This is a genomic window from Pseudomonas sp. NPDC086112 (genome assembly GCF_044746425.1).
GTDB lineage: Bacteria > Pseudomonadota > Gammaproteobacteria > Pseudomonadales > Pseudomonadaceae > Aquipseudomonas.
In genome coordinates, this window is sequence record NZ_JBIVCD010000039.1 from 34,146 (window position 1) to 52,600 (window position 18,455).

General features: G+C 58.6%; 19 protein-coding genes. 12 read left to right on the forward strand and 7 right to left on the reverse strand.

The window, feature by feature from the left end; translation table 11 throughout:
- Window positions 1-232 precede the first annotated feature (232 nt).
- The 4 genes from ACIPLA_RS22760 to ACIPLA_RS22775 form a co-directional block, all read right to left on the reverse strand.
- Window positions 233-955 (reverse strand): DUF2238 domain-containing protein, encoded by a 723-nt coding sequence (locus ACIPLA_RS22760; RefSeq protein WP_401176141.1) that lies wholly within the window; start codon window positions 953-955, stop codon window positions 233-235.
- A 103-nt stretch (window positions 956-1,058) separates the two neighbouring features.
- Entirely contained in the window at window positions 1,059-1,688 is a 630-nt protein-coding gene (locus ACIPLA_RS22765; RefSeq protein ID WP_401176144.1) for a PQQ-binding-like beta-propeller repeat protein, read from the reverse strand.
- Window positions 1,689-1,724: 36 nt separating this feature from the next.
- On the reverse strand, window positions 1,725-2,945 hold the full coding sequence (locus ACIPLA_RS22770; RefSeq protein WP_218396608.1) for a helix-turn-helix domain-containing protein: 1,221 nt from the start codon (window positions 2,943-2,945) through the stop codon (window positions 1,725-1,727).
- Window positions 2,946-3,243: 298 nt separating this feature from the next.
- Window positions 3,244-4,098, reverse strand: a complete 855-nt coding sequence (locus ACIPLA_RS22775; RefSeq protein WP_401176146.1) for a LysR family transcriptional regulator — start codon at window positions 4,096-4,098, stop codon at window positions 3,244-3,246.
- A gap of 95 nt (window positions 4,099-4,193) precedes the next feature.
- Between ACIPLA_RS22775 and ACIPLA_RS22780 the strand changes: the two genes are divergently transcribed.
- Both ACIPLA_RS22780 and ACIPLA_RS22785 read left to right on the forward strand, forming a co-directional pair.
- Window positions 4,194-4,835 (forward strand): FMN-dependent NADH-azoreductase, encoded by a 642-nt coding sequence (locus tag ACIPLA_RS22780; RefSeq protein ID WP_401176149.1) that lies wholly within the window; start codon window positions 4,194-4,196, stop codon window positions 4,833-4,835.
- 101 nt (window positions 4,836-4,936) lie between these two features.
- Window positions 4,937-5,317 carry a RidA family protein gene (locus tag ACIPLA_RS22785; protein WP_401176152.1) on the forward strand — a complete coding sequence of 127 codons (381 nt, stop codon included), beginning with the start codon at window positions 4,937-4,939 and terminating at the stop codon, window positions 5,315-5,317.
- Window positions 5,318-5,429: 112 nt separating this feature from the next.
- Here ACIPLA_RS22785 and ACIPLA_RS22790 read toward each other — a convergent pair whose 3' ends face one another.
- Window positions 5,430-6,443, reverse strand: coding sequence for a GlxA family transcriptional regulator (locus ACIPLA_RS22790; RefSeq protein ID WP_218396629.1), 1,014 nt, complete (start codon window positions 6,441-6,443; stop codon window positions 5,430-5,432).
- A gap of 325 nt (window positions 6,444-6,768) precedes the next feature.
- Between ACIPLA_RS22790 and ACIPLA_RS22795 the strand changes: the two genes are divergently transcribed.
- The 6 genes from ACIPLA_RS22795 (at window position 6,769) to ACIPLA_RS22820 (ending at window position 12,266) form a co-directional block, all read left to right on the forward strand.
- The gene (locus ACIPLA_RS22795) at window positions 6,769-6,996 is read left to right on the forward strand and encodes a hypothetical protein (RefSeq protein WP_123499602.1); all 228 of its coding nucleotides are present in this window, start codon (window positions 6,769-6,771) and stop codon (window positions 6,994-6,996) included.
- Between the two features lie 236 nt (window positions 6,997-7,232).
- Complete coding sequence (locus tag ACIPLA_RS22800; protein WP_401176156.1) at window positions 7,233-8,084, forward strand: putative selenate ABC transporter substrate-binding protein; 852 nt, start codon at window positions 7,233-7,235, stop codon at window positions 8,082-8,084.
- Complete coding sequence (locus ACIPLA_RS22805; RefSeq protein WP_218396633.1) at window positions 8,081-8,878, forward strand: phosphonate ABC transporter ATP-binding protein; 798 nt, start codon at window positions 8,081-8,083, stop codon at window positions 8,876-8,878. Before ACIPLA_RS22800 ends, ACIPLA_RS22805 begins: the two co-directional genes overlap by 4 nt.
- A complete protein-coding gene (locus ACIPLA_RS22810) occupies window positions 8,872-9,699 on the forward strand; it encodes an ABC transporter permease (protein WP_218396635.1) in 828 nt (275 codons plus the stop codon). The genes ACIPLA_RS22805 and ACIPLA_RS22810 overlap by 7 nt, the downstream gene beginning before the upstream one ends.
- Entirely contained in the window at window positions 9,696-10,463 is a 768-nt protein-coding gene (phnE, locus tag ACIPLA_RS22815; RefSeq protein WP_401176160.1) for a phosphonate ABC transporter, permease protein PhnE, read from the forward strand. The genes ACIPLA_RS22810 and phnE overlap by 4 nt, the downstream gene beginning before the upstream one ends.
- Window positions 10,464-11,039: 576 nt before the next feature.
- On the forward strand, window positions 11,040-12,266 hold the full coding sequence (locus ACIPLA_RS22820) for a hypothetical protein (RefSeq protein ID WP_401176163.1): 1,227 nt from the start codon (window positions 11,040-11,042) through the stop codon (window positions 12,264-12,266).
- Between the two features lie 147 nt (window positions 12,267-12,413).
- On the opposite strand, the gene ACIPLA_RS22825 is transcribed toward ACIPLA_RS22820, so the two are convergent.
- Window positions 12,414-13,286 carry a DNA/RNA non-specific endonuclease gene (locus ACIPLA_RS22825; RefSeq protein ID WP_401176166.1) on the reverse strand — a complete coding sequence of 291 codons (873 nt, stop codon included), beginning with the start codon at window positions 13,284-13,286 and terminating at the stop codon, window positions 12,414-12,416.
- A 313-nt stretch (window positions 13,287-13,599) separates the two neighbouring features.
- Here ACIPLA_RS22825 and ACIPLA_RS22830 point away from each other — a divergent pair, with 313 nt between their 5' ends.
- Both ACIPLA_RS22830 and ACIPLA_RS22835 read left to right on the forward strand, forming a co-directional pair.
- The gene (locus ACIPLA_RS22830) at window positions 13,600-14,001 is read left to right on the forward strand and encodes a hypothetical protein (RefSeq protein WP_008073195.1); all 402 of its coding nucleotides are present in this window, start codon (window positions 13,600-13,602) and stop codon (window positions 13,999-14,001) included.
- A 212-nt stretch (window positions 14,002-14,213) separates the two neighbouring features.
- Entirely contained in the window at window positions 14,214-14,495 is a 282-nt protein-coding gene (locus ACIPLA_RS22835; protein WP_123499616.1) for a DUF3303 domain-containing protein, read from the forward strand.
- A 43-nt stretch (window positions 14,496-14,538) separates the two neighbouring features.
- Here ACIPLA_RS22835 and ligD read toward each other — a convergent pair whose 3' ends face one another.
- The gene (gene ligD, locus ACIPLA_RS22840) at window positions 14,539-17,163 is read right to left on the reverse strand and encodes a DNA ligase D (RefSeq protein ID WP_401176170.1); all 2,625 of its coding nucleotides are present in this window, start codon (window positions 17,161-17,163) and stop codon (window positions 14,539-14,541) included.
- A gap of 180 nt (window positions 17,164-17,343) precedes the next feature.
- Here ligD and ACIPLA_RS22845 point away from each other — a divergent pair, with 180 nt between their 5' ends.
- Together ACIPLA_RS22845 and ACIPLA_RS22850 are read left to right on the forward strand one after the other, a co-directional pair.
- The gene (locus ACIPLA_RS22845; protein WP_218396645.1) at window positions 17,344-17,796 is read left to right on the forward strand and encodes a cupin domain-containing protein; all 453 of its coding nucleotides are present in this window, start codon (window positions 17,344-17,346) and stop codon (window positions 17,794-17,796) included.
- 190 nt (window positions 17,797-17,986) lie between these two features.
- Window positions 17,987-18,352, forward strand: coding sequence for a VOC family protein (locus ACIPLA_RS22850; protein WP_401176174.1), 366 nt, complete (start codon window positions 17,987-17,989; stop codon window positions 18,350-18,352).
- Window positions 18,353-18,455: the final 103 nt, after the last annotated feature.

The following is an 18,455-nucleotide window of genomic DNA, read 5'->3' on the forward strand; positions in this document are numbered from 1 at the left end:
ACTGGCATTGCCTCCAGTCAGATCTGGTGGCCCTGTCCTCGATTGACGGTACGCCTGCTGCAACAGTTCCATCCGGTAATACGACCTAATCCTGTAGCAGCTGCCGAGCCCGCGAGGCAGCTGCTACAGAGTGCATTCAGCCCCGGAGTACGGCGATGAAGGGGCCTGGCGCGGTCCGTAGTTTTACATTGGCGGCTTATCGACATCATTCAATTGGAACACTCTATAAATATTATGAATTCTCTTCGAAAGCATTTAATTGAGCGTTTCGATGAAACAACCGTCGCCGGAACCAGACAGCCAATAACGTAAAGAACGCACCTGCCACGGCCAGCGCCATGTCGGCTTGAGAGTCCCATGGGTCATTTTGTGCAGCGACAAACGCCTTCGCCGTGTCTTTTCCCAGGAACTGCCCACCTATCCATTCCACGATTTCATAGACTGCCGAGGTCGACAGCACGATGTTCAACGCGATAAACCCAACCCAGAAACCGCGCAGCGGCGTGATTCGCACCAGCACTTCCCGAATCGGATACACCATCAAGAGTCCATACGTCAGATGGACCAGCCGATCGTAATGATTGCGTTCCAACCCAAGGGTTTTGTTCAGGCTGACCCCGGTCAAGGCTGAGCACCAGCGGTCGTAGGGCACCAGCGCATAGGTGTAGTGCGACCCGAGTTCATGAATACAGAGAAATACGAACACCAGACTGATGGAAACGGCAGACAGACGGAACCGTCGAGAGACGACCACCAGGACCATCACCAGCAGCAGGGCCAGCAGGTTTTCCAGGACCCAATCCACTCGGCTATGGGGTGAAACACCCAGCGCTGCGACGATGAGAAGAAATGCAATCAACAGCGCCAGGTCGTATCGCGGGTGCTCCTTGGGCGTCATGACCGGCAGAGGTCTGCTGTGACTACTCAGGTCTTTTGCGCCTATCGACTTGCTCATTGGGCGCCTTCTTCTCGAGTCTTTTAAATTCGAGACGCGGCCGCTTCGCAAGTTCGTTTTTTCTGGGCGGGTATTGCGGCCCGATACCCGCCCCCAACGCTTATCAAGGCCGGCGCACCGCCCTCACCTTCCCGCTGCTGCCGCCGCCACAGAAAAACCGGTCGTGACCATCGAACTCAAGTCCCGAGACCCCGACGCCAGCTGGCATCTGGACGCTCTCCAACACCTCGCCCGTCGCCGGGTCGACTCGCCGCAGCTCACTCTCGTCACCCTCCCAGGTGCCGTGCCACAGGTCGCCCTCGACCCAGGTTACCCCGGTGACGAAGCGGTTGGATTCGAGCGTGCGCAGCACTGCCCCGGTCTGGGGGTCGAGCTGATGAATTTTGCGCTCGCGATATTCACCCACCCAAAGCGTCCCTTCGGCCCAGGCGAGCCCCGAGTCGCCACCGCCGCCGGGCGCGGGGATGGTGGAGAGCACACGCCCGGTCTGTGGGTCGATTTTCTGGATACGATCCTCGGCGATCTGAAACAGGTGCTGACCGTCGAAGGCGGTACCGGCATGGGCGGCGACATCGATCGAGCGCAGCGTCTTGCCACTCGCTGGATCGAGGGCGTTGAGTTTGTCGCCGGAGGCAAACCAGACCTGCTGGCCGTCATGGGTGACGCCATGGACGCTGTCGACGCCTGGAAAAGGGCCGTATTCGCGGATGATTTCGGCTGTTGAATGTTTCATGTCTTGTTCCTCGTTCACTGGGTTGGTGAAGGGATGCTAATCATTGGGCAGCAACCCTGTGAGTAACAATACCGTCGCGAATCCTGGAACCGGCGGGGTCATCCAGCGACGGGCCCGGCCATGACCGAATGACTGCACCTTGCCGGCCACCGCCAGCGTGTCGAGGGCTCGTTGCACGGTGCGCTGACTGGCGCCAAGCACTAACGCCAGGGCTGAACTCGACCATGATTCGCCATCAGCGAGGAAGGCGAGCAGCGTCGCATGTTGCTCTTCGACAGGCCGCGCCAGCACCACGACGTCACGCGCATCCTGCGGCACCAGAGCAAACCCGCGCGGGGTCGCGACGACATCAGCGATCAGGTGCAACGCTGCGCGCAGGCGCCCGAGCTCGACGCGCAACCGCGCGCGATGGGAGTCATCCGCGAACTTCATCCGAAAGGCGCGCGCAATCAGCGTCTCCCTCGGCACGTCGGCGGGCCACGCTTCGCCCAACGCCCGGGCGAGCGCGAAGAGCACCGGCCGCCGGGCAAGTGAAACCGCTGAGCCTGCGTCACGCACGACATACCGGCAGGCATCCACGACCAGCTTAGGGGATGCCAATAACGCTTCAATCTCATCGAGCAGCAGCGGCCGTTCCTGACCACCGACAATCAGCCGCGCCGCCGGCGTGTCGAGGATGCGGGCGGCACTTTCGACCTCGGCCGTCAACGCGGGGATAGCGGCGTGTTGTGCGGCACGCTCGGCCCGTTCAAGTGCCGCGCGCGCTGCTTTTGTTTGCAGGCGACGCATCGCAACGCCTGCCACGACCAGTTCGTAGGCTGCCCTCGATGCGGATGGTAACGGCGTCGGATCGAGTTCGGCGAGCCGGTGTTCGGCTTCGTCGAGGTGCCCAATCAGCAGTAAGCGGCGAATCTCGAGGTACCGCGCATGGGCGGCGTTGACCCGGTCGCCGTGCGCCTGAAGCGTCGCCCGCGCGGCGTCGAGTGCCTTGGTTGGCCAGTTCAGGTCCCGCGAGGCGAGCGCGATCTCGGCCTCGGCGACGACACATCGCGCCCGGGCCAACGCCTCTTTCGGCGCGAAAGCACGTGCGGCGCTGCGCACCAGCGCCTTCGCGCGCACAAGGTCGCCCAGCTGCGCCATCGCGATGCCGCGAAGCGCGAGCGCAGGCGCATCGTCGCGCAAGGCGATGCGGTTCAGCGCGCCGAGGGGATCACCCGCCGCGAGCGCACGGGCTGCCGCCGTGATCAGCGAATCCATCTGAAGCGCGCCACCTGTCACCCCCACCGTCCGATGCCCGCTGATCAGTCTATCTCACGACCGCCCGGCCGCACGCCGATCCGCCATGGGAGCTGCTTACTTGATCGCCAGGCTGCGATCGACCGTAGGAGCTGTCGAGCCCGCGAGGCTGGGATCGGCTGCGCAGCAGCCGTGAATCCGGCTGACGCGGTCTGCCTGATACACCGCGAGTTCTGGTTTTACGACTGCTTCGCAGCCGATCGCAGCCTCGCGGGCTCGACAGCTCCTACAGGGCCGATCATCGCCTCGTAAATGACGATCAAGCCCTTCGCGTTGAGCAATACTCCACAATGAGCTGAGAGAGCGCCGCCACAATCGCCTGATCCGCTTCAGCAGAGGCAAACAACCGAAACTGCGCATCCGGCAAATCCGGCAATCCTTGTTCCGCCCCCAGAGCCGCCAGTCCCTGCCCCAATTGACTGACCGTCATGGGCGCCACCGCGAAACCAGCCAGCGCCGCCGCCCGCAACCCGGCGGTGCTGGTGCATGACATCGCCGTACGTTGGGCGATCCCCGCCTGAGCCAGCCGCCTCAGCGCGATCTCACGATAAGGACAAGGCTCGGGGAACAGCGCCAGCGGCAACGGTGTCGGTAACTGAGTGACGGGCTGCGCCGACCAGGCCCACACCAGCGGTTCTTGCCACAGTAGCAACCCCGCTTCGCTGGTTTCGCACAGAGAACCGATGACCAGCTCAAGATCGCCTTGCTTCATCAGGTTCAACAACGTGCCAGGAATGCCCACCTGCACGTCGATTTCCATGCCCGGGTACTGCGCCGCGAAATCCTGAAAGGCCCGCAGCAATCGCGGTTCGACAAAATCCTCCGACACCCCGATCCGCACCCGCCCGTGAAACGGTGTGCGCGTCAGTTGCGCCCAGGCATCACGGTTCAGCGCGAGGATCGTCCGCGCATAAGCGATCAGGCGCTCGCCATCGGGCGTCAATTGCTGGGAACGGGTTGTACGCGTCAACAGCGGTTTTCCGACTTGCTCTTCAAGTCGCCGCAAGTGACCGCTGACCGCAGATTGGGTCAGGTGCAGCTTTTCGGCTGCGCGACTGAAACCCTCTTCATCGACGACGGTGACGAATGTTTTTAACAGCAGAATATCGAACATAGCTCAATTCGTGATTAATGGCTTATTTATTCACGATTTATATTCCAAATAAAACTATGTTGCAATGGTCCAACTTCCCCCGCCCGAGACACGCCATGACCACCCTTCTGCATATCGAATGTTCCCCGCGCAAACAGCGGTCAGCCTCCCTTGAAGTCGCCCGCAGCTTCATTGCGCGCTATCAAGAAAACACCCCGGACACCGAAATCCTCACCCTCGATCTTTGGAACATGGTGTTGCCGGAATTCGATGAGCTGGCAATGGACGCCAAATACGCCGGGCTCAATGGCACGCCCTTGACCCCGGCGCAGCAAAACGCCTGGAACACCTTGAAAGACCTGGCCGGGTTCCTGCACCGCGCAGACGTCCTGGTAATGTCCGTGCCACTGTGGAATTTCAGCATTCCGTACAAGCTCAAACACTTCATTGACCTGGTGTCGCAGAAAGACATTTTATTCAGCTTCGACTCGGAGCGCGGTCTGGAAGGCATGCTGCGCAATAAAACCGCCGTGGTGATGTACGCCCGCGGCCTGGATTTTTCGGCGCAGTCGATCACGCCAGCGGAGCGCTTCGACTTTCAGAAGCCCTACGTGGAAGCCTGGCTGCAATTTATCGGCGTGAGCGATGTGCATTCGGTGATTGTCGAGAAAACCATCCTGGGGGAAGACGTTGACCAGGCTGCGCGTAAGGCCGCGACTCAACAGGCCATGAGGCTGGCAGATAGTCTCGTGCTGTAAACTGACCGCGGTACGTTAAGTCGTAATGAGAAGGCTGCGTTCGCCCGTAGCAGCTGCCCCATACACAACCGCCTTTCACCACCTCAAGCAAGAGAACCCTCATGGCAAATCGCGACATCACCTTTCTCCCCGACCCAGACCCGGAATCCATCTCCTCCGATGTCGCCGGTTTCGGCGGCCTGTTGGTCTCCACTCAAATCCCCACCCGTGCCGACGGCAGTCTGGAGCTGGGTGGCATCGCCGAGCAGAGTGAATGCACTCTGCAAGCGCTCAAGGTAGCGTTGGAGCTAGCCGGCAGTTCGATGGACCGGGTGCTGCATCTGACCATCTACCTCACTGACATGGCCGATCGCGCCGCTTTCAACGAAGTCTACAAGCGCTTCTTCGCCAAGCCCTGGCCGGTTCGCGCCGCCGTTGGCGTGGCCTCTCTGGCGGTCGAAGGTATGCGTGTGGAAGTCACCGCGATGGCGGCCAAGGGCTAAGTCTGCGGACTTGTCCGGTGCACCTGCTCCAGCGAGCGGCCGCCACGGCATCACTCATTCCCAACGGCAGGTTTGCGCCGTCGGGAATGAGTGATGCACTCAAAAAAAGCGGCTATTTGACCAGCCGTTTTTCCTTGGAAGGCCTGTAGCCGAAGTACGAGCTATAGCACTTGCTGAAATGACTGGGCGACACAAAGCCACAGGCAACCAGCACGTCTACCTGGGACAGTTCTGTGTGCTGAAGGAGTCGACGCGCTTCGGTGATGCGCAGCTCCATGTAATATCGCTGCGGCGTGGTCCCGAGCTGCTCCTTGAACAAGCGTTCGAGTTGTCGCCGGGAACGGCCCGCGTAGACTGCCAGCTGCTCCAGCTCAAGAGGCTCTTCGAGGTTGGCATCCATCAGCTTGACCACCTCTCGCAGCGGCGCGCTCACACAGATATTTTCAGCCGGTTTGATGCGCCGGTAGCGAGACTCCTCGAAAGCAAGAATGTCCTCGATACCCTCGACCAGGGCTTTATCGTGCAGTTCCTTGATCCAGTCCAGCGCCATATGAAATGCCCCGGAGGGACTGGACGCGGTGAGCCGGTCTCGATCAATCACATAGGGTTCACTGGTGACATGGGTCGCCTTGGAGATTTCCGCGAGTGCGGGGCGATGTTCGGGGTGAATGGCGCAACGGTATCCATCGAGCAAGCCTGCGCTGCCCAGGAACCATGCACCGTTCCACAACCCGGCCAGAATGACACCCTGATCTGCCGCCGCTCGCAACAGGCTGATGAGCTCATCAGTCGCCTTCAGTTCTGTCCTGTAGCCACCGCAAATGACCAGCAGGTCCAGGTTGTGAATGGCTGAAGAATCGATACGTGCATCCGGCCGAATGACCAGGCCCAGGTCGCTGACGACCTCCCCCTCATTCAAGCCGAACGTTCGGGAAGAGAACAACCCGGGGCGCAGAAGATTCGCGGTGACAATCGTATCCAGTGCTTGCGTGAACGCGGGCAGCGAGAAATGCTCGAGCAGCAAAAAGCCTGCCCGAGTCATTCGAGCAGGCTCGCCAGTGTTTTCATTCAGATAGCGGAGGTTTTTCCCCTTCATGCCTCCGCTGAATTGACGTCGTTCGATCAATGTTCGACCCACTCGGTTACGTTAACCAACCTGTCATTAGGTGCGCTAATAAAGCTAATGCTACCTGCAGAAGCTCAAAAAGCCCTAGCGCAATTATGCGACCGATCAGGCCAGTTGAAAGCCGTGACGAAGCGGGTCTTTATCATCGACGAAAATGGTGTTGTGGCCGGGGACGACACGCGAGAGAGCGTTTGCGACATGCCATTGAGGCAAGGGAGAGGCGTTATTGAAAACAGTAAGCATTGAACCGCGTCATAAAGGCTGAAAAACCCGAACTCCCTCCACACCGATGAATCCAATTTATAGGCCAATGGAGGTGAGCGAAATGAACAATGATGACCGTGTTAATGACGACGAATCAGAAACGACCTCGAACATCCCGCCTGCCGATACCTCTGGCAATCCCGACGATGTGGTTGAAACAGAGCTTGAGGACAGCGACAACGACAACGACAACGAAGGTATAAATCAAACCCATGCCCGGGAGCTGGAGGCTGAAGAGCTCAGGCGAAAAATAGCGGAGATAGAACGCAAGGTGGCGGACGGTAACTAGCAGGGTGCCGCTGGAACGAGAGAAATCATGATGCAGACGTTGGTGGGGGGTGATCTCCCAAACGGTATTATGCGTTCCGGAAATTGACCGCTTTGCGTTTTGGATTCAACCCGCCGATGCAACAGATTGCAATTGGGCCAAAACCGGTCAATATCGCTCCCTTTCGTCTACCCTCACAAAGCGCCAGGCCTGCCTGGCGCCTCGACATTCTTTTGTTCATACACCGGAGATTTTCCATGCTCAAGCGTACCCTGGCGTTGGCCGTCAGCTTGATCCTGCCTTTTTGCACCCTGTTGGCGCAGGCCGCCGATACGCTGAAAGTCAGTGCGATTCCCGATGAAGCCCCGACCGAACTGCTGCGCAAGTTCAAGCCACTTGGCGCCTATCTGGAACAACAATTGGGCATGAAGGTCGAGTTCGTGCCGGTGAGTGATTACCCGGCCGTGGTCGAGGCGCTGGCTACCGACCGCATCGACCTGGCCTGGCTGGGCGGCTTCACGTTCGTGCAGGCACGCCTGAAAACCGGCAATGCCATTCCGCTGGTACAGCGCGAACAGGACGCCCAATTCACCAGCAAATTCATCACCGCCGACCCTGCCGTCAAGTCCCTCGCCGATCTCAAGGGCAAGACCTTTGCATTCGGCTCGGTGTCCTCCACATCGGGCAGTCTTATGCCGCGCTACTTTATGCTCAAGGACGGCATCAAGCCTGAAACCTACTTCAGTCGCGTCGGCTACTCCGGTGCCCATGACGCCACTGTCGCCTGGGTCCAGGCCGGCAAGGTCGACGCCGGCGTACTGAACGCCAGCGTGTGGGAAAAACTGGTCGCCGCCGGCAAGGTCGATACCACCAAGGTCAAAGTGTTTGCGACCACTCCGGCTTACTTCGACTACAACTGGACGGTGCGCGGGACCCTCGATCCAGCGCTGGCGGCCAAGATTAAGGCTGCCTTCCTGGCCCTCGATCCGGCGAAGCCTGCGGACAAGGAGATTCTGGATCTGCAGGCCGCCAGCCGATTCATCGAAACCAAGCCCGAGAACTACAAGGGCATCGAGGAAGCCGCACGCGCCGCCGACCTGCTCAAATGACATTGCGTCTAACCCAGGTCAGCCTTACCCACGCCAATGGTGTCCAGGCGCTGCGTGGCGTGGACCTGCACATCGGTGCAAACGAACAGGTCGCCATCATCGGCCCGTCCGGCGCGGGCAAGTCGAGCCTGCTCAACCTGCTGGCCACTGCCCTGCGACCGGGCAATGGCGAGCTGCAGGTGCTCGGCGAGCGAGCCTGGCAGCTTTCTGCCCGTCAGCGTCAGCGTCTGCGCGCGCGCATCGGCCTGATCCATCAGTCGCCCCCCCTGCCACCGCGCCAGCGCGTGATCACCGCGGTTCTGGCCGGTAAGCTGGGTCAGTGGGGTCTGGGCAAGAGCCTGCTGAACCTGCTGCACCCACTGGATATTCCGGGCGCACGCGCGGCATTGGCCCGGCTGGACCTGAGTGACAAGTTGTTCGCGCAATGCCAGCAACTGTCCGGTGGACAGCTGCAACGTGTGGGCATTGCCCGCGTGTTGTACCAGGCGCCCGAGGTGTTGCTGGCCGATGAGCCGGTTTCGGCCATGGACCCCGTGTTGGCCCAGCACACGCTTTCGGTGCTCTGCAGCCATGCCCGGCAGCACAACGTCACCCTGGTCGCCAGCCTGCATGCGGTGGAGCTGGCCCTGGCGCACTTTTCGCGCATCATCGGCTTGCGTGATGGACAGATCCTGTTCGACCTTCAGGCCAGCGAAGTCGACCGTGAGTTGCTCGACAAGCTTTACGCCAACGAACAACTGCTATCCCCACCGATTGCTCCGGCGCCCTTGAGTGTGCAGATTCCCCGATGCTGACCCGTGATACCCGAGATCCGGCCACCCGGCCCCGCCTGCTGTTCACATTACTGGCCCTTGCCCTGCTGTGGCCAGGGATCCACTTCAGCGAATTGGACCTCAGCGTACTGGTGGCGAGTGACAGTCAGAGCGAGATGGGCCGGTTTGTGTCCGCCTTCTGGCCACCGGCCCATGGCGAAGCGTTCATTGAGCTGTTGTTGCAAGCCACCCTGCAGACCCTGGCCATCGCCACGGCCGGCATGGCCCTGGCGTTGCTGTTGGCAGTCCCCGCCAGCCTGTTGGCCAGCCGCGCTCTGTCGCTGTCTGCGGCCTCCCGTGCCGGCCACCCGAGCTATTGGGGCCAACTGCTGCGTTGGCCGGTACGCGGTTTGCTGATCTTCCTGCGCAGCGTGCCGGAAATCGTCTGGGCCCTGCTGTTCGTGCGCGCCGTCGGCCTCGGCCCGACGGCCGGGGTGCTGGCCATTGCCATTACCTACAGCGGCATGTTGGGCAAGGTCTATGCGGAAATTTTCGAGTCGGTCGACCAGCGCCCGGCCCACGCGCTACTGCAATCGGGCAGCGGTCGGCTCACAGCCTTCTGCTACGGGATCCTGCCCAATGTCGCTGCGGAATTGCTGTCGTACACGGTTTACCGCTGGGAATGCGCCATCCGCGCCTCGGTGGTGATGGGCTTTGTCGGTGCCGGCGGTCTGGGCCAGCAAATAGATCTGTCGTTGCGCATGTTCGCCGGCGGTGAAGTGGCCAGTTTGTTACTGACGTTCCTCGTGCTGGTGCTGCTCGCCGATCAACTCAGCCGCCTGCTGCGCTGGAGGCTGGCATGAATCGCCTGATCAATCTGGCACTGCTGCTCTGCATCGGCGCAGCGGTGATCGCCTCGTTCATCTACCTGGGCATCGACCTCGGCGAGCTGGGCGGCACCGGCAACCTGAAGCAGATGGGTGCTTATGCGCAGCGTTTTCTCAGCCCGGACCTGAGCTCCGGTCATCTGCAAGCCATCGGCCACGGTGCTCTGGAAACCATTGCCATGTCTGCCCTGGGCACCCTGCTCGCGGCGGTATTCGGTCTGCTATTGGCATTGCCTGCGGCCGGGCGTTTCGGCTGGCCATTGCAAAGCGCGTCGCGTCTGGTGCTCAACGCTTTGCGCGCGGTTCCGGAACTGGTGTGGGCCGCGCTGATGGTCCTCGCCGCCGGCCTCGGCCCCAACGCCGGTACCCTGGCGCTAGCCCTGCACACCACCGGCGTGCTCGGTCGGCTGTTCGCCGAAGCGCTGGAAAACACCCCGCCGGAACCGGCCGAAGCCATCCGCTTGCAGGGCGGCAACGCCGTATGGGCTTTCTGTTACGGCACACTGCCCAACCTGTTGCCACAGCTACTGGCCTACGTCCTGTACCGCTGGGAAAACAATATCCGCATGGCCAGTGTGCTCGGCTTCGTCGGCGCCGGTGGTTTGGGGCAAATGCTCTATGTCAGCCTCAGCCTGTTCCAGGAAGCGCAAGCCAGCACGGTGATTCTGGCCATGCTGTTACTGGTATTCGCGGTCGATACATTGAGCAGCTGGAGCCGTCAACGGTGGGTCAAGGCTTGACTGCTTCAGATGCATCTGCAAGGCGCCCGGCAATCGTTCAGTGGGTCTTCGAAGCTATGCAAACCCGAGGAACGACAGGATAACCACGACGATCACAACGACCCCTACGATGTAGATGATGTTGTTCATGAAGGCGACCTCTCAACCTGGACAGGACTGCGACACGAGGGTGCTACAAATACAAAGTACTGCACCTTTGCGCGCAATTCCATTCGGAACACACATAGGCCCCGCTCTCACCGAAACCTTGGTTTGACGCCGGGGAAAAGGACGACGGATTCGTTTTCCCTGAACGTCAGCCCGGGGGATTTCGGCCAGTCACGACAGCCTGGGCCAAACGCGGCCTCCCAAAACCAAGGGGTGCACTCAGTTTCCCCGACCACCTATTGATCGCGGTCTGTCATCGGCTAGTGGTGCTGAGGTGTTGGGCGTGAAATATAGGCCTATGATTTACAGGGACTTTTAAAAAAAGTCGGAATCGGTAGCGCAGAGTTATCTAGAGACTTCTATTATTTCGTTATCGCCGAATCCGGTCTAATCACTGTTATACGTTAGCGACAAAGCCAGGAGAGTAACATGTCGATAAAAAAAAGAACGGCCTTACTCCTGCTGGCTTTTAGCTTTTTCGGAGTTACAAGTTGTGCCAACATAAGAAACTATTCAGAAATCTCAAGCGAAAGAGACAAGAGCATTGTTTCTGATATTGACTATTATGACTTTGCATACAATGTAGATGTTATTGTGCTTCCTGCAGAAATAAAAAACAAAGAAAATGTAAATATTGACAATAGCTTTTCAGGTGAATTACAGATTTCAAACTGGGGGAATGCTATCAAGAATGCGACCCAGAAAGAAATTCATAACAGTGATCGCTTTATCGAATTTGGACATTACAGTGGGCGCATTGAAATAAGCACAGAAGTATCTTCAGTATCTGTAAGCAACACCTGGAGTGGAGTCCGAACGAAGTGCAACGTTGTTTACACATATAAAGATTTAGTGGCAGGAAAAACACTCTCCAAGCATGATAGCGCCATTGAAGTAATGACACTCTCCCCCACCCTACCAAAATCAAGTAATAGTGTTGTTTACAGCTTTGATCAACTTACATACGCCATTGCTCGCGAGGCGATTATTGGCCTCATTCGGTTGCCCTCCATTGCTGGTATCCAGCTAACACAGAAGCAGGTGAAATTTTATAACTCGAATATCAAAAGAAAACCCAACCAAATTATTAGCTACGTCCCAATTGACAATCTTATTAAAAAGAACAAAAAGGAACTGAACTCTGCTTTTTCAACGACTAAGAAAGTTCAAAAAAGCAGAAATAAATTGGCGAATAAAAACAAATCAAAAGTTAGAGTAGAGACCGTCTCTGCTCCCGCTGCCCCCACCCTGAAATCTAACACAGCTAGTGATACACCCACCGCAAACACCGCTAAATCGAGTGAAAACTTTGCCAATCAGAACTCAAGCCAGGTTGCGACTGAAACTAAAAAGGACGATAGAAGTTTAGGAGGCATTGCTGGTTCATCGGAGCGCTTGAAGGATGGCACCGTTAAAAACGACGAGCCCAGTTATGACGGCAGTGGATATATAGCCACGCCGGGGCACTATCAACCTCAAAACGAGGTATCGGCGGAGCAAGAAAAAGCAATGGATGCATGGATCAAGGAGGAAAACGCAAAGTTACAGAGAGCGACTGGCAACGCCGCTTCACGTATCGGGTATACAGCCGCACCGGGACTCAATCAACCTCAAATCGAGGTGTCGGAAGAGCAAGAAAGAGCAATGGATGAATGAACGAAAGGGCAATAAAGCAAACTCCGCAACCAACGCCAAAGAGTGCGGATCGGAAAATCGCAGCAACTTTTGAACCGCCGCTATTTATCCGTGAATGAAACACCCCATCGGTTGCCTCCAGCCTTTGGGGTGCAATTCATCAAGCCATCAAGAGCGCCCTACGGAACCTGTGACCGGTAGATTCCCCAGCAATTTGAGCCCGGTACTCTTCACGAAAGCGTCATAGTCCATCGGTCTCTCGATACGAGTTTCAGCGTTAGGCAGTACGTAGGCCCAGGCACGCTTGGACGATGCGTCGTAAACCAGCTTGAACAGGCGGGTCGGCACCCAGACCTTGTTGTCGCCGATAGTGGTATGGCCTGAATCAAAGAGCGGGCCGGTAAAGACAAAAACATTGCCATCGGCTCGCTTGGCAAACTTCCTGACATCGGACTCGACCTTACTCCAGATCTTCCGATTATTGGTTGGGTCCTGCGGCACCATGTTCGACAGTGCAAAGGATTGAGCCATTGCATTGGGATTCGGAGCATCGGCTGCCGGGGATTGATGGCCGCGGTCCACGGCCGGATGTTGGCTACGGTAGTCGCTCAACTCTGCCCGCCCACTCTTGGGGATGCGTGGGTCCGGGTAGAACTGGTTGGTGCGCTCCTCGCCTTTGGCATCCTGCAGCTGCGCGGCATTAAGGCGTTCGACCACGACCAACGGCGTCTTGCTGGTTTGCGAGTACAGCACCGCAAAGTTGTCGGAACACAGGGCCAGGGGTTTCATTGTTGCAGGCACAGTGGCCGTGTTGATCGGTTGCGCAGCCGGGAACAGCTCTGCGCAGCCGTCAAACGATGCCTGTTTCTGTTTGTTCGAATAGAGGCCCAGGGCCGCGTTCTGGCTGATCGAGCCCGAGCGGGATACTTGCTCCTGATGCTGGGTGGGCGGCTTGATGAGATCCAGCAGACTGCGGGCTTCTGCCCCGGTCGAGAGCAAAACAAGGGCCGACAGCCCAACTGCAATTTTGCGTAGGTGCATGCTTTAAATCTTCGAATTGGATTGAGGGGTAAACGTACGGCGAGTCCCGATTCACGGAACCTGGTGGAGGCGGTTGCTGATTATATTGCGGCGAGCATGCTTTCACTGTCCTTGATCAAAATGTCGATGCGGATCCGGTCGGTTCGCGCGGGATTTATTGACCATCACAAGTCACTTTAGTGCTGAGCAGCGTTTACATTCGACTCGTCGATGCTCTTCGAAGAAGCGATCGGCAGAGGAATGTAGACATCGCGCTCAACGGCACAACAACCCCATGGGCAAACCCGATCATAGCGCTCTATGATTGAACCCCATGACGACCTCTCTTCCAATCCGCCAACCCTGCCCGCCCGGAGCCTGCATCTGCGAGCGTGAGCCGTTGCTGGAAACCCCCGGCGCGGATCTGCGCATCCTGAGCCTGACCCGATCGGAGGAAAAGCGCTTGGTCGAGCGCCTGGAGAATCTCCAGAGCCTCGGCGATCTGGAGCGGCTGCAACGCCGGATGTACGAGCAATTGGGTCTGCGCGTCGAGATCGTCCCGGGCTTCAATGAAGTGCGCACCATGCGCGGCATCAACATCACCCTCGGCGAACTGCCGGGCCTGTGCCGCAAAACCCGTCAGTCGATTCCGGCGGCGATTCGTCGAGGGCTGGAGAAGCGCCCGGAGATTGCCTACGAGCTGCTCAATGCCAACGACTTGTTGCGTGATGCCTGATTGTTCTCGCTGTTATCTCGATATGTTCGTTTCAAATGTCCTGAAAGAGGATCAGCGGTCGTACGCGAAATGCGGGCCGCTGCTATGCCTTCTGATGGGAGAAAGGGTATCAGGCCAGCCAGGACGGAACTGGAAACACAAGCGTGGCCGTGGCCCGGCGCCAGCCATGTGCGCGAAGATAAAAGGTGCCAATCCGTAGCAGGAGGTGGCAGATGTTATTCATGGTCCGTTGGTCCATCAGTCCGCAACAGCGTAATAGCGCAATCGAACGTTTTCTCAAGACCGGTGGCGCGCCACCCGCAGGCGTCAAGATGCTGGGGCGCTGGCATGCCGTCGGTGGCTCGAGTGGTTTTGGCATTGCAGAAGCCAGTGATCCGGTGTCGATTCAGAAGTGGGTGCTGGAATGGAGCGACCTCATGAGCATGGAAGTCCACGCCGCATTGACCGACGAACAGGTGGCGCCGCTGTTGGCTGCCGCAGTCGGCAAGCAATAGTCGTCGAGGCGGCGAGTGCCCTCGCCGCCTTCCTTCTGATTCACTATTTTTTCATCCCCACCCGCCGCCGCATTTCGGCGGTTATCGTCTGTCGGGTTTTCTTCAGGTCGGCCCAGGGTTCGTCACCGATGTCGGCCAGACGTTCATGCACGTTGTGCACGTTCCATTGATTGCCACCCTTGAGCTCGGCCACCTCCTCGCGAAAGATCGGCACCGACACCGGCAGCCCTTCGCGGGTGCGCACGGCATACGCGCAAATAGTGGTGGCGCCCAGACCGTTGCGCAGGTAGTCGATGAAGATACGCCCGACGCGGTTTTTCGGTCCGGACACCGCAGAAAAGCGGTCCGGCAGTAATTTGGCCATGTGGCTGACGATCGCGTGGCTGAAGTCCTTGACCTCGTCCCAGCCGTGTTTGCGGGTCAGCGGCACGATCAGGTGAATCCCCTTGCCGCCGCTGGTTTTGAGAAACGCCTTGAGCCCCAGTTCATCCAGCACCGTGAGGGTTAGCTGAGTCGCTTCGATCATGCTTTTCCAGGGCAACGCCGGATCCGGGTCGAGATCGAGGACAAAGCGATCGGGTTTATCCAGATCGACTGACGTGGCATTCCACGTGTGCAGTTCCACCGTGCTCATCTGCACCGCGCCGATCAGCGCTTTGGCGTTGTTGATGATCATCACCGGTTGGCCCGTCAGTTCCTTGTCCAGGGTAACAATCCCCGGAATGGCCAGGCGCTCGGCGTTCTTCTGAAAGAACAGTTCGCCGGCGATGCCGTCCGGCGCGCGCACCAGCGCCACCGGCCGGTCCTTGAGTTGCGGCAGTATCCATTCGGCGACGCTGGCATAGTACTGCGCCAGTTGCATCTTGGTCGTGCCGCTGCTGGCGTCGATCACCCGGTCCGGGTGCGTGATCCGCACTTTGCCGCTGGCCAGGCCAATCTGCGACGGCGCGACAGTCGACTGGGCAGTTTTCGGGTCGGCGGCGTCAGGTTTCTCGGCGGCGGATTTGTTCTTCGCTGCGGATTTTGCTGCGGCAGTTTTCGAGGCTGATGTGTTCACGGTTGTCGGCAACTCCTCGGTGATTTCTTTGGCAGGCTTGTCATCACGCAAACCATGGAACACGGCGTGGCGCACCGAGCCGTCCTTGGTCATTTCGGCAAAGGCCACTTCCGCCAATAAAGTGGGTTTAAGCCAATGCACACCCTTGGCTTCAAAACCGCTAGGCGGATTGACCACCGACGGCTTTTTCGTCTGCAGCGGTTTCAATTGTTCGTAAATGCGCTTGAGAGTCGCCTCATTGAACCCGGTGCCAACCTTGCCGGCATAACGCAATTCTCCGCTGTCGCGGTCGTGCAACCCCAGCAGCAACGCGCCAAAGGCACTGCGTGCGCCTTTGGGGTCGGTGAAGCCGACCACAACGAATTCCTGCCGGTGCTTGCACTTGAGTTTGATCCAGTCACGGGTGCGCCGGGACACGTAAGGCGACCCCAGGCGCTTGCCGATCAGTCCTTCCATCTTCATTTCGCAGGCACTGTTGAGCAACGCCTCCGGGGATTCGCCGAATGCGTCGGAGAATCGCAACAGCGGGTTTTCATTGGGCTTGAGCACGGTCGCCAGCGCCGCCCTGCGCTCCTCGACAGGCACTTCGCGCAGGTCCACGCCATTGAGGTAGGGCAAGTCGAACAGGTAGTAAACAATGCTGCCACTTCGACCGGAATCGAACGCATTTTGCAGCGCCTGAAAATCCGGAACGCCTTGCTCGTTGGCCACCACCATTTCGCCGTCGAGCCAGGCCGACTCCAGGCCAAGCGCTGCCAATGCCTCGGCTTGCCCGGGTAATTTATGGGTCCAGTCGTGACCGTTGCGGGTGAAGAGTTTGACCTCATCGTGGTCGATGCGCGCCATGACCCGGTAGCCGTCGAATTTGATCTCATAGCTCCATTCGCCGCTTGGCGCGGATTCGACCAGTGTCGCCAGTTCCGGTTTGAGCAGCTCCGGCAGTTTGGCTTTGCGCGCGCCCGTCAGTTGTGCCGACTTTTCCTTACGCGCCTTGGCCGGGGCTTTTTTGATCGGTTTGGGTTTTTCAGTACCGTGCTTTTTTTCCAGAATTGTACGGTCGCTGAGCACGCTGTCTGGCTCGGCGGCGACCACGTCGTATTCGCTGTCAGGTCTGGCGGCGCTGTCTTGATGCTTGATCAGAAACCATTGTTCCTGCTTGCCCGGCATGTGCGTGCGCACGAGGTTCCACAGGCCGCCAAGCTTTTCCCCCTGCAGCTCGAATTTCAGCCGGCCCTTGGCGTACGCCTTGGCCGGATCGTCCAGGGGAATCCACACCCCACGGTCCCAGACGATCACATCGCCGGCGCCGTAATGCCCTTCGGGAATGGTGCCCTCGAACGTAGCGTATTCCAGCGGATGGTCTTCGACATGGATGGCCAGGCGCTTGACCTTGGGGTCCAGCGACGGCCCTTTGGGCACGGCCCAACTTTTCAGCGCGCCGTCGAGCTCCAGGCGAAAGTCATAGTGCAGGTGCGAGGCATCATGCTTCTGAATGCAGAATTGCAACGCATGATCCTTCGCTGTTTTTTTGCCCGAGCGTTTGACGGCGGCCGGTTCCGAGGTCGCCGAGAAATCGCGCATGCGGTTGTAATCGTCCAGGTTCTTGTTCATGGCTGATGCTCGTTGCCGAACGCTGAGTGGGCAGGTTCTACATCAGCAGAGCGACTGGCCCGGAAGAAAATTCCATCGCCGTTGAAATTGCCCGGACAGACGGACCAGTGCCTCGGCACTGGCTCGCAACGCAGTGAATATACTCAGCGGATGGGGGATTCATGCCTCGGAGAGCAAATCATGCGAACGGTTCACGTCATCGAAGCCGGGAAAACGCCCGCGCCGGTCAAAGTTGTTGGAGAGACCATCACTATTCTTGCCGGCGGCGATCTGACCAAACCCTTTGAAGTGCATATCCAGGAAGGTGTGCAGGGTGGCGGACCACCGCTGCACTTTCACCCTTGGGACGAGGCGTTTTATGTCATCGATGGGCAGGTCGAAGTGACCGTCGCGGGTCAATCCACTACCGTCTCGCCCGGGGGTTACGTGCACATCCCCGCTGGGGCGATCCATGCTTACAAGAACATCAGCCCTACCGCGAAAATGATCGGTGTGGTTTCCGATCCACGCGGCGGTCAGTTCTTTGCGGCGTTGGATCAGCTCAAAGTGCCTGAAGACCTGCCTCGGATACTGGAGATATCTGAAGGCTTTGGCGTTACGTTTCTGCTGCCGAAATCACCAGAACACGCGTAGGAGCTGCCGCAGGCTGCGATCTTTTGATCTTGGGCATTTTCAAAACCGCTGAAAATCAAAAGATCGCAGGCTTCGCCAGCTCCTACTTCGTCTGGCTGACGTCATGGGTGCAGCCCTTGCCCTTCACACTCCTGACAGAAACTGACACTGCCTCCTTTTATGCTGCGCCCACCTTGAATGGAGCAGCCCTATGATCACTCCCCGTTTTATTTTGCTTTTCGTGGAAAGCCCCGCTGTCAGTGCGCGGTTCTATGAGTTTCTGCTGGAGCGCAAGCCCGTGGAAGAGTCACCGGCTTTCGCGCTATTTATCCTGGATGGCGGCTACAAGCTGGGGCTCTGGTCACGGCATACGGCTGAGCCTGCCGTGGATGTAACGGGCGGCGGCACCGAGCTGGCGTTCTCGGTGGAGTCCGCCGAACAGGTCGATGCGCTGTATGCCGATTGGAGCGCTCTGGGGTTGACCATGGTGCAAGCGCCTACAGAACTCGACTTCGGTCGCACCTTCGTCGCGCTTGACCCGGATAACCATCGTCTGCGCGTGTTCTCCCCTCACTGAGCCGGTGCCCGCCTCGACATCAGTCAGGCGCAGGCGTACAGCGTTCACTACATGCCCCGGATATTTCCGGGGTATTTTTTTGCGCGGCGACTAAGATTCAAGG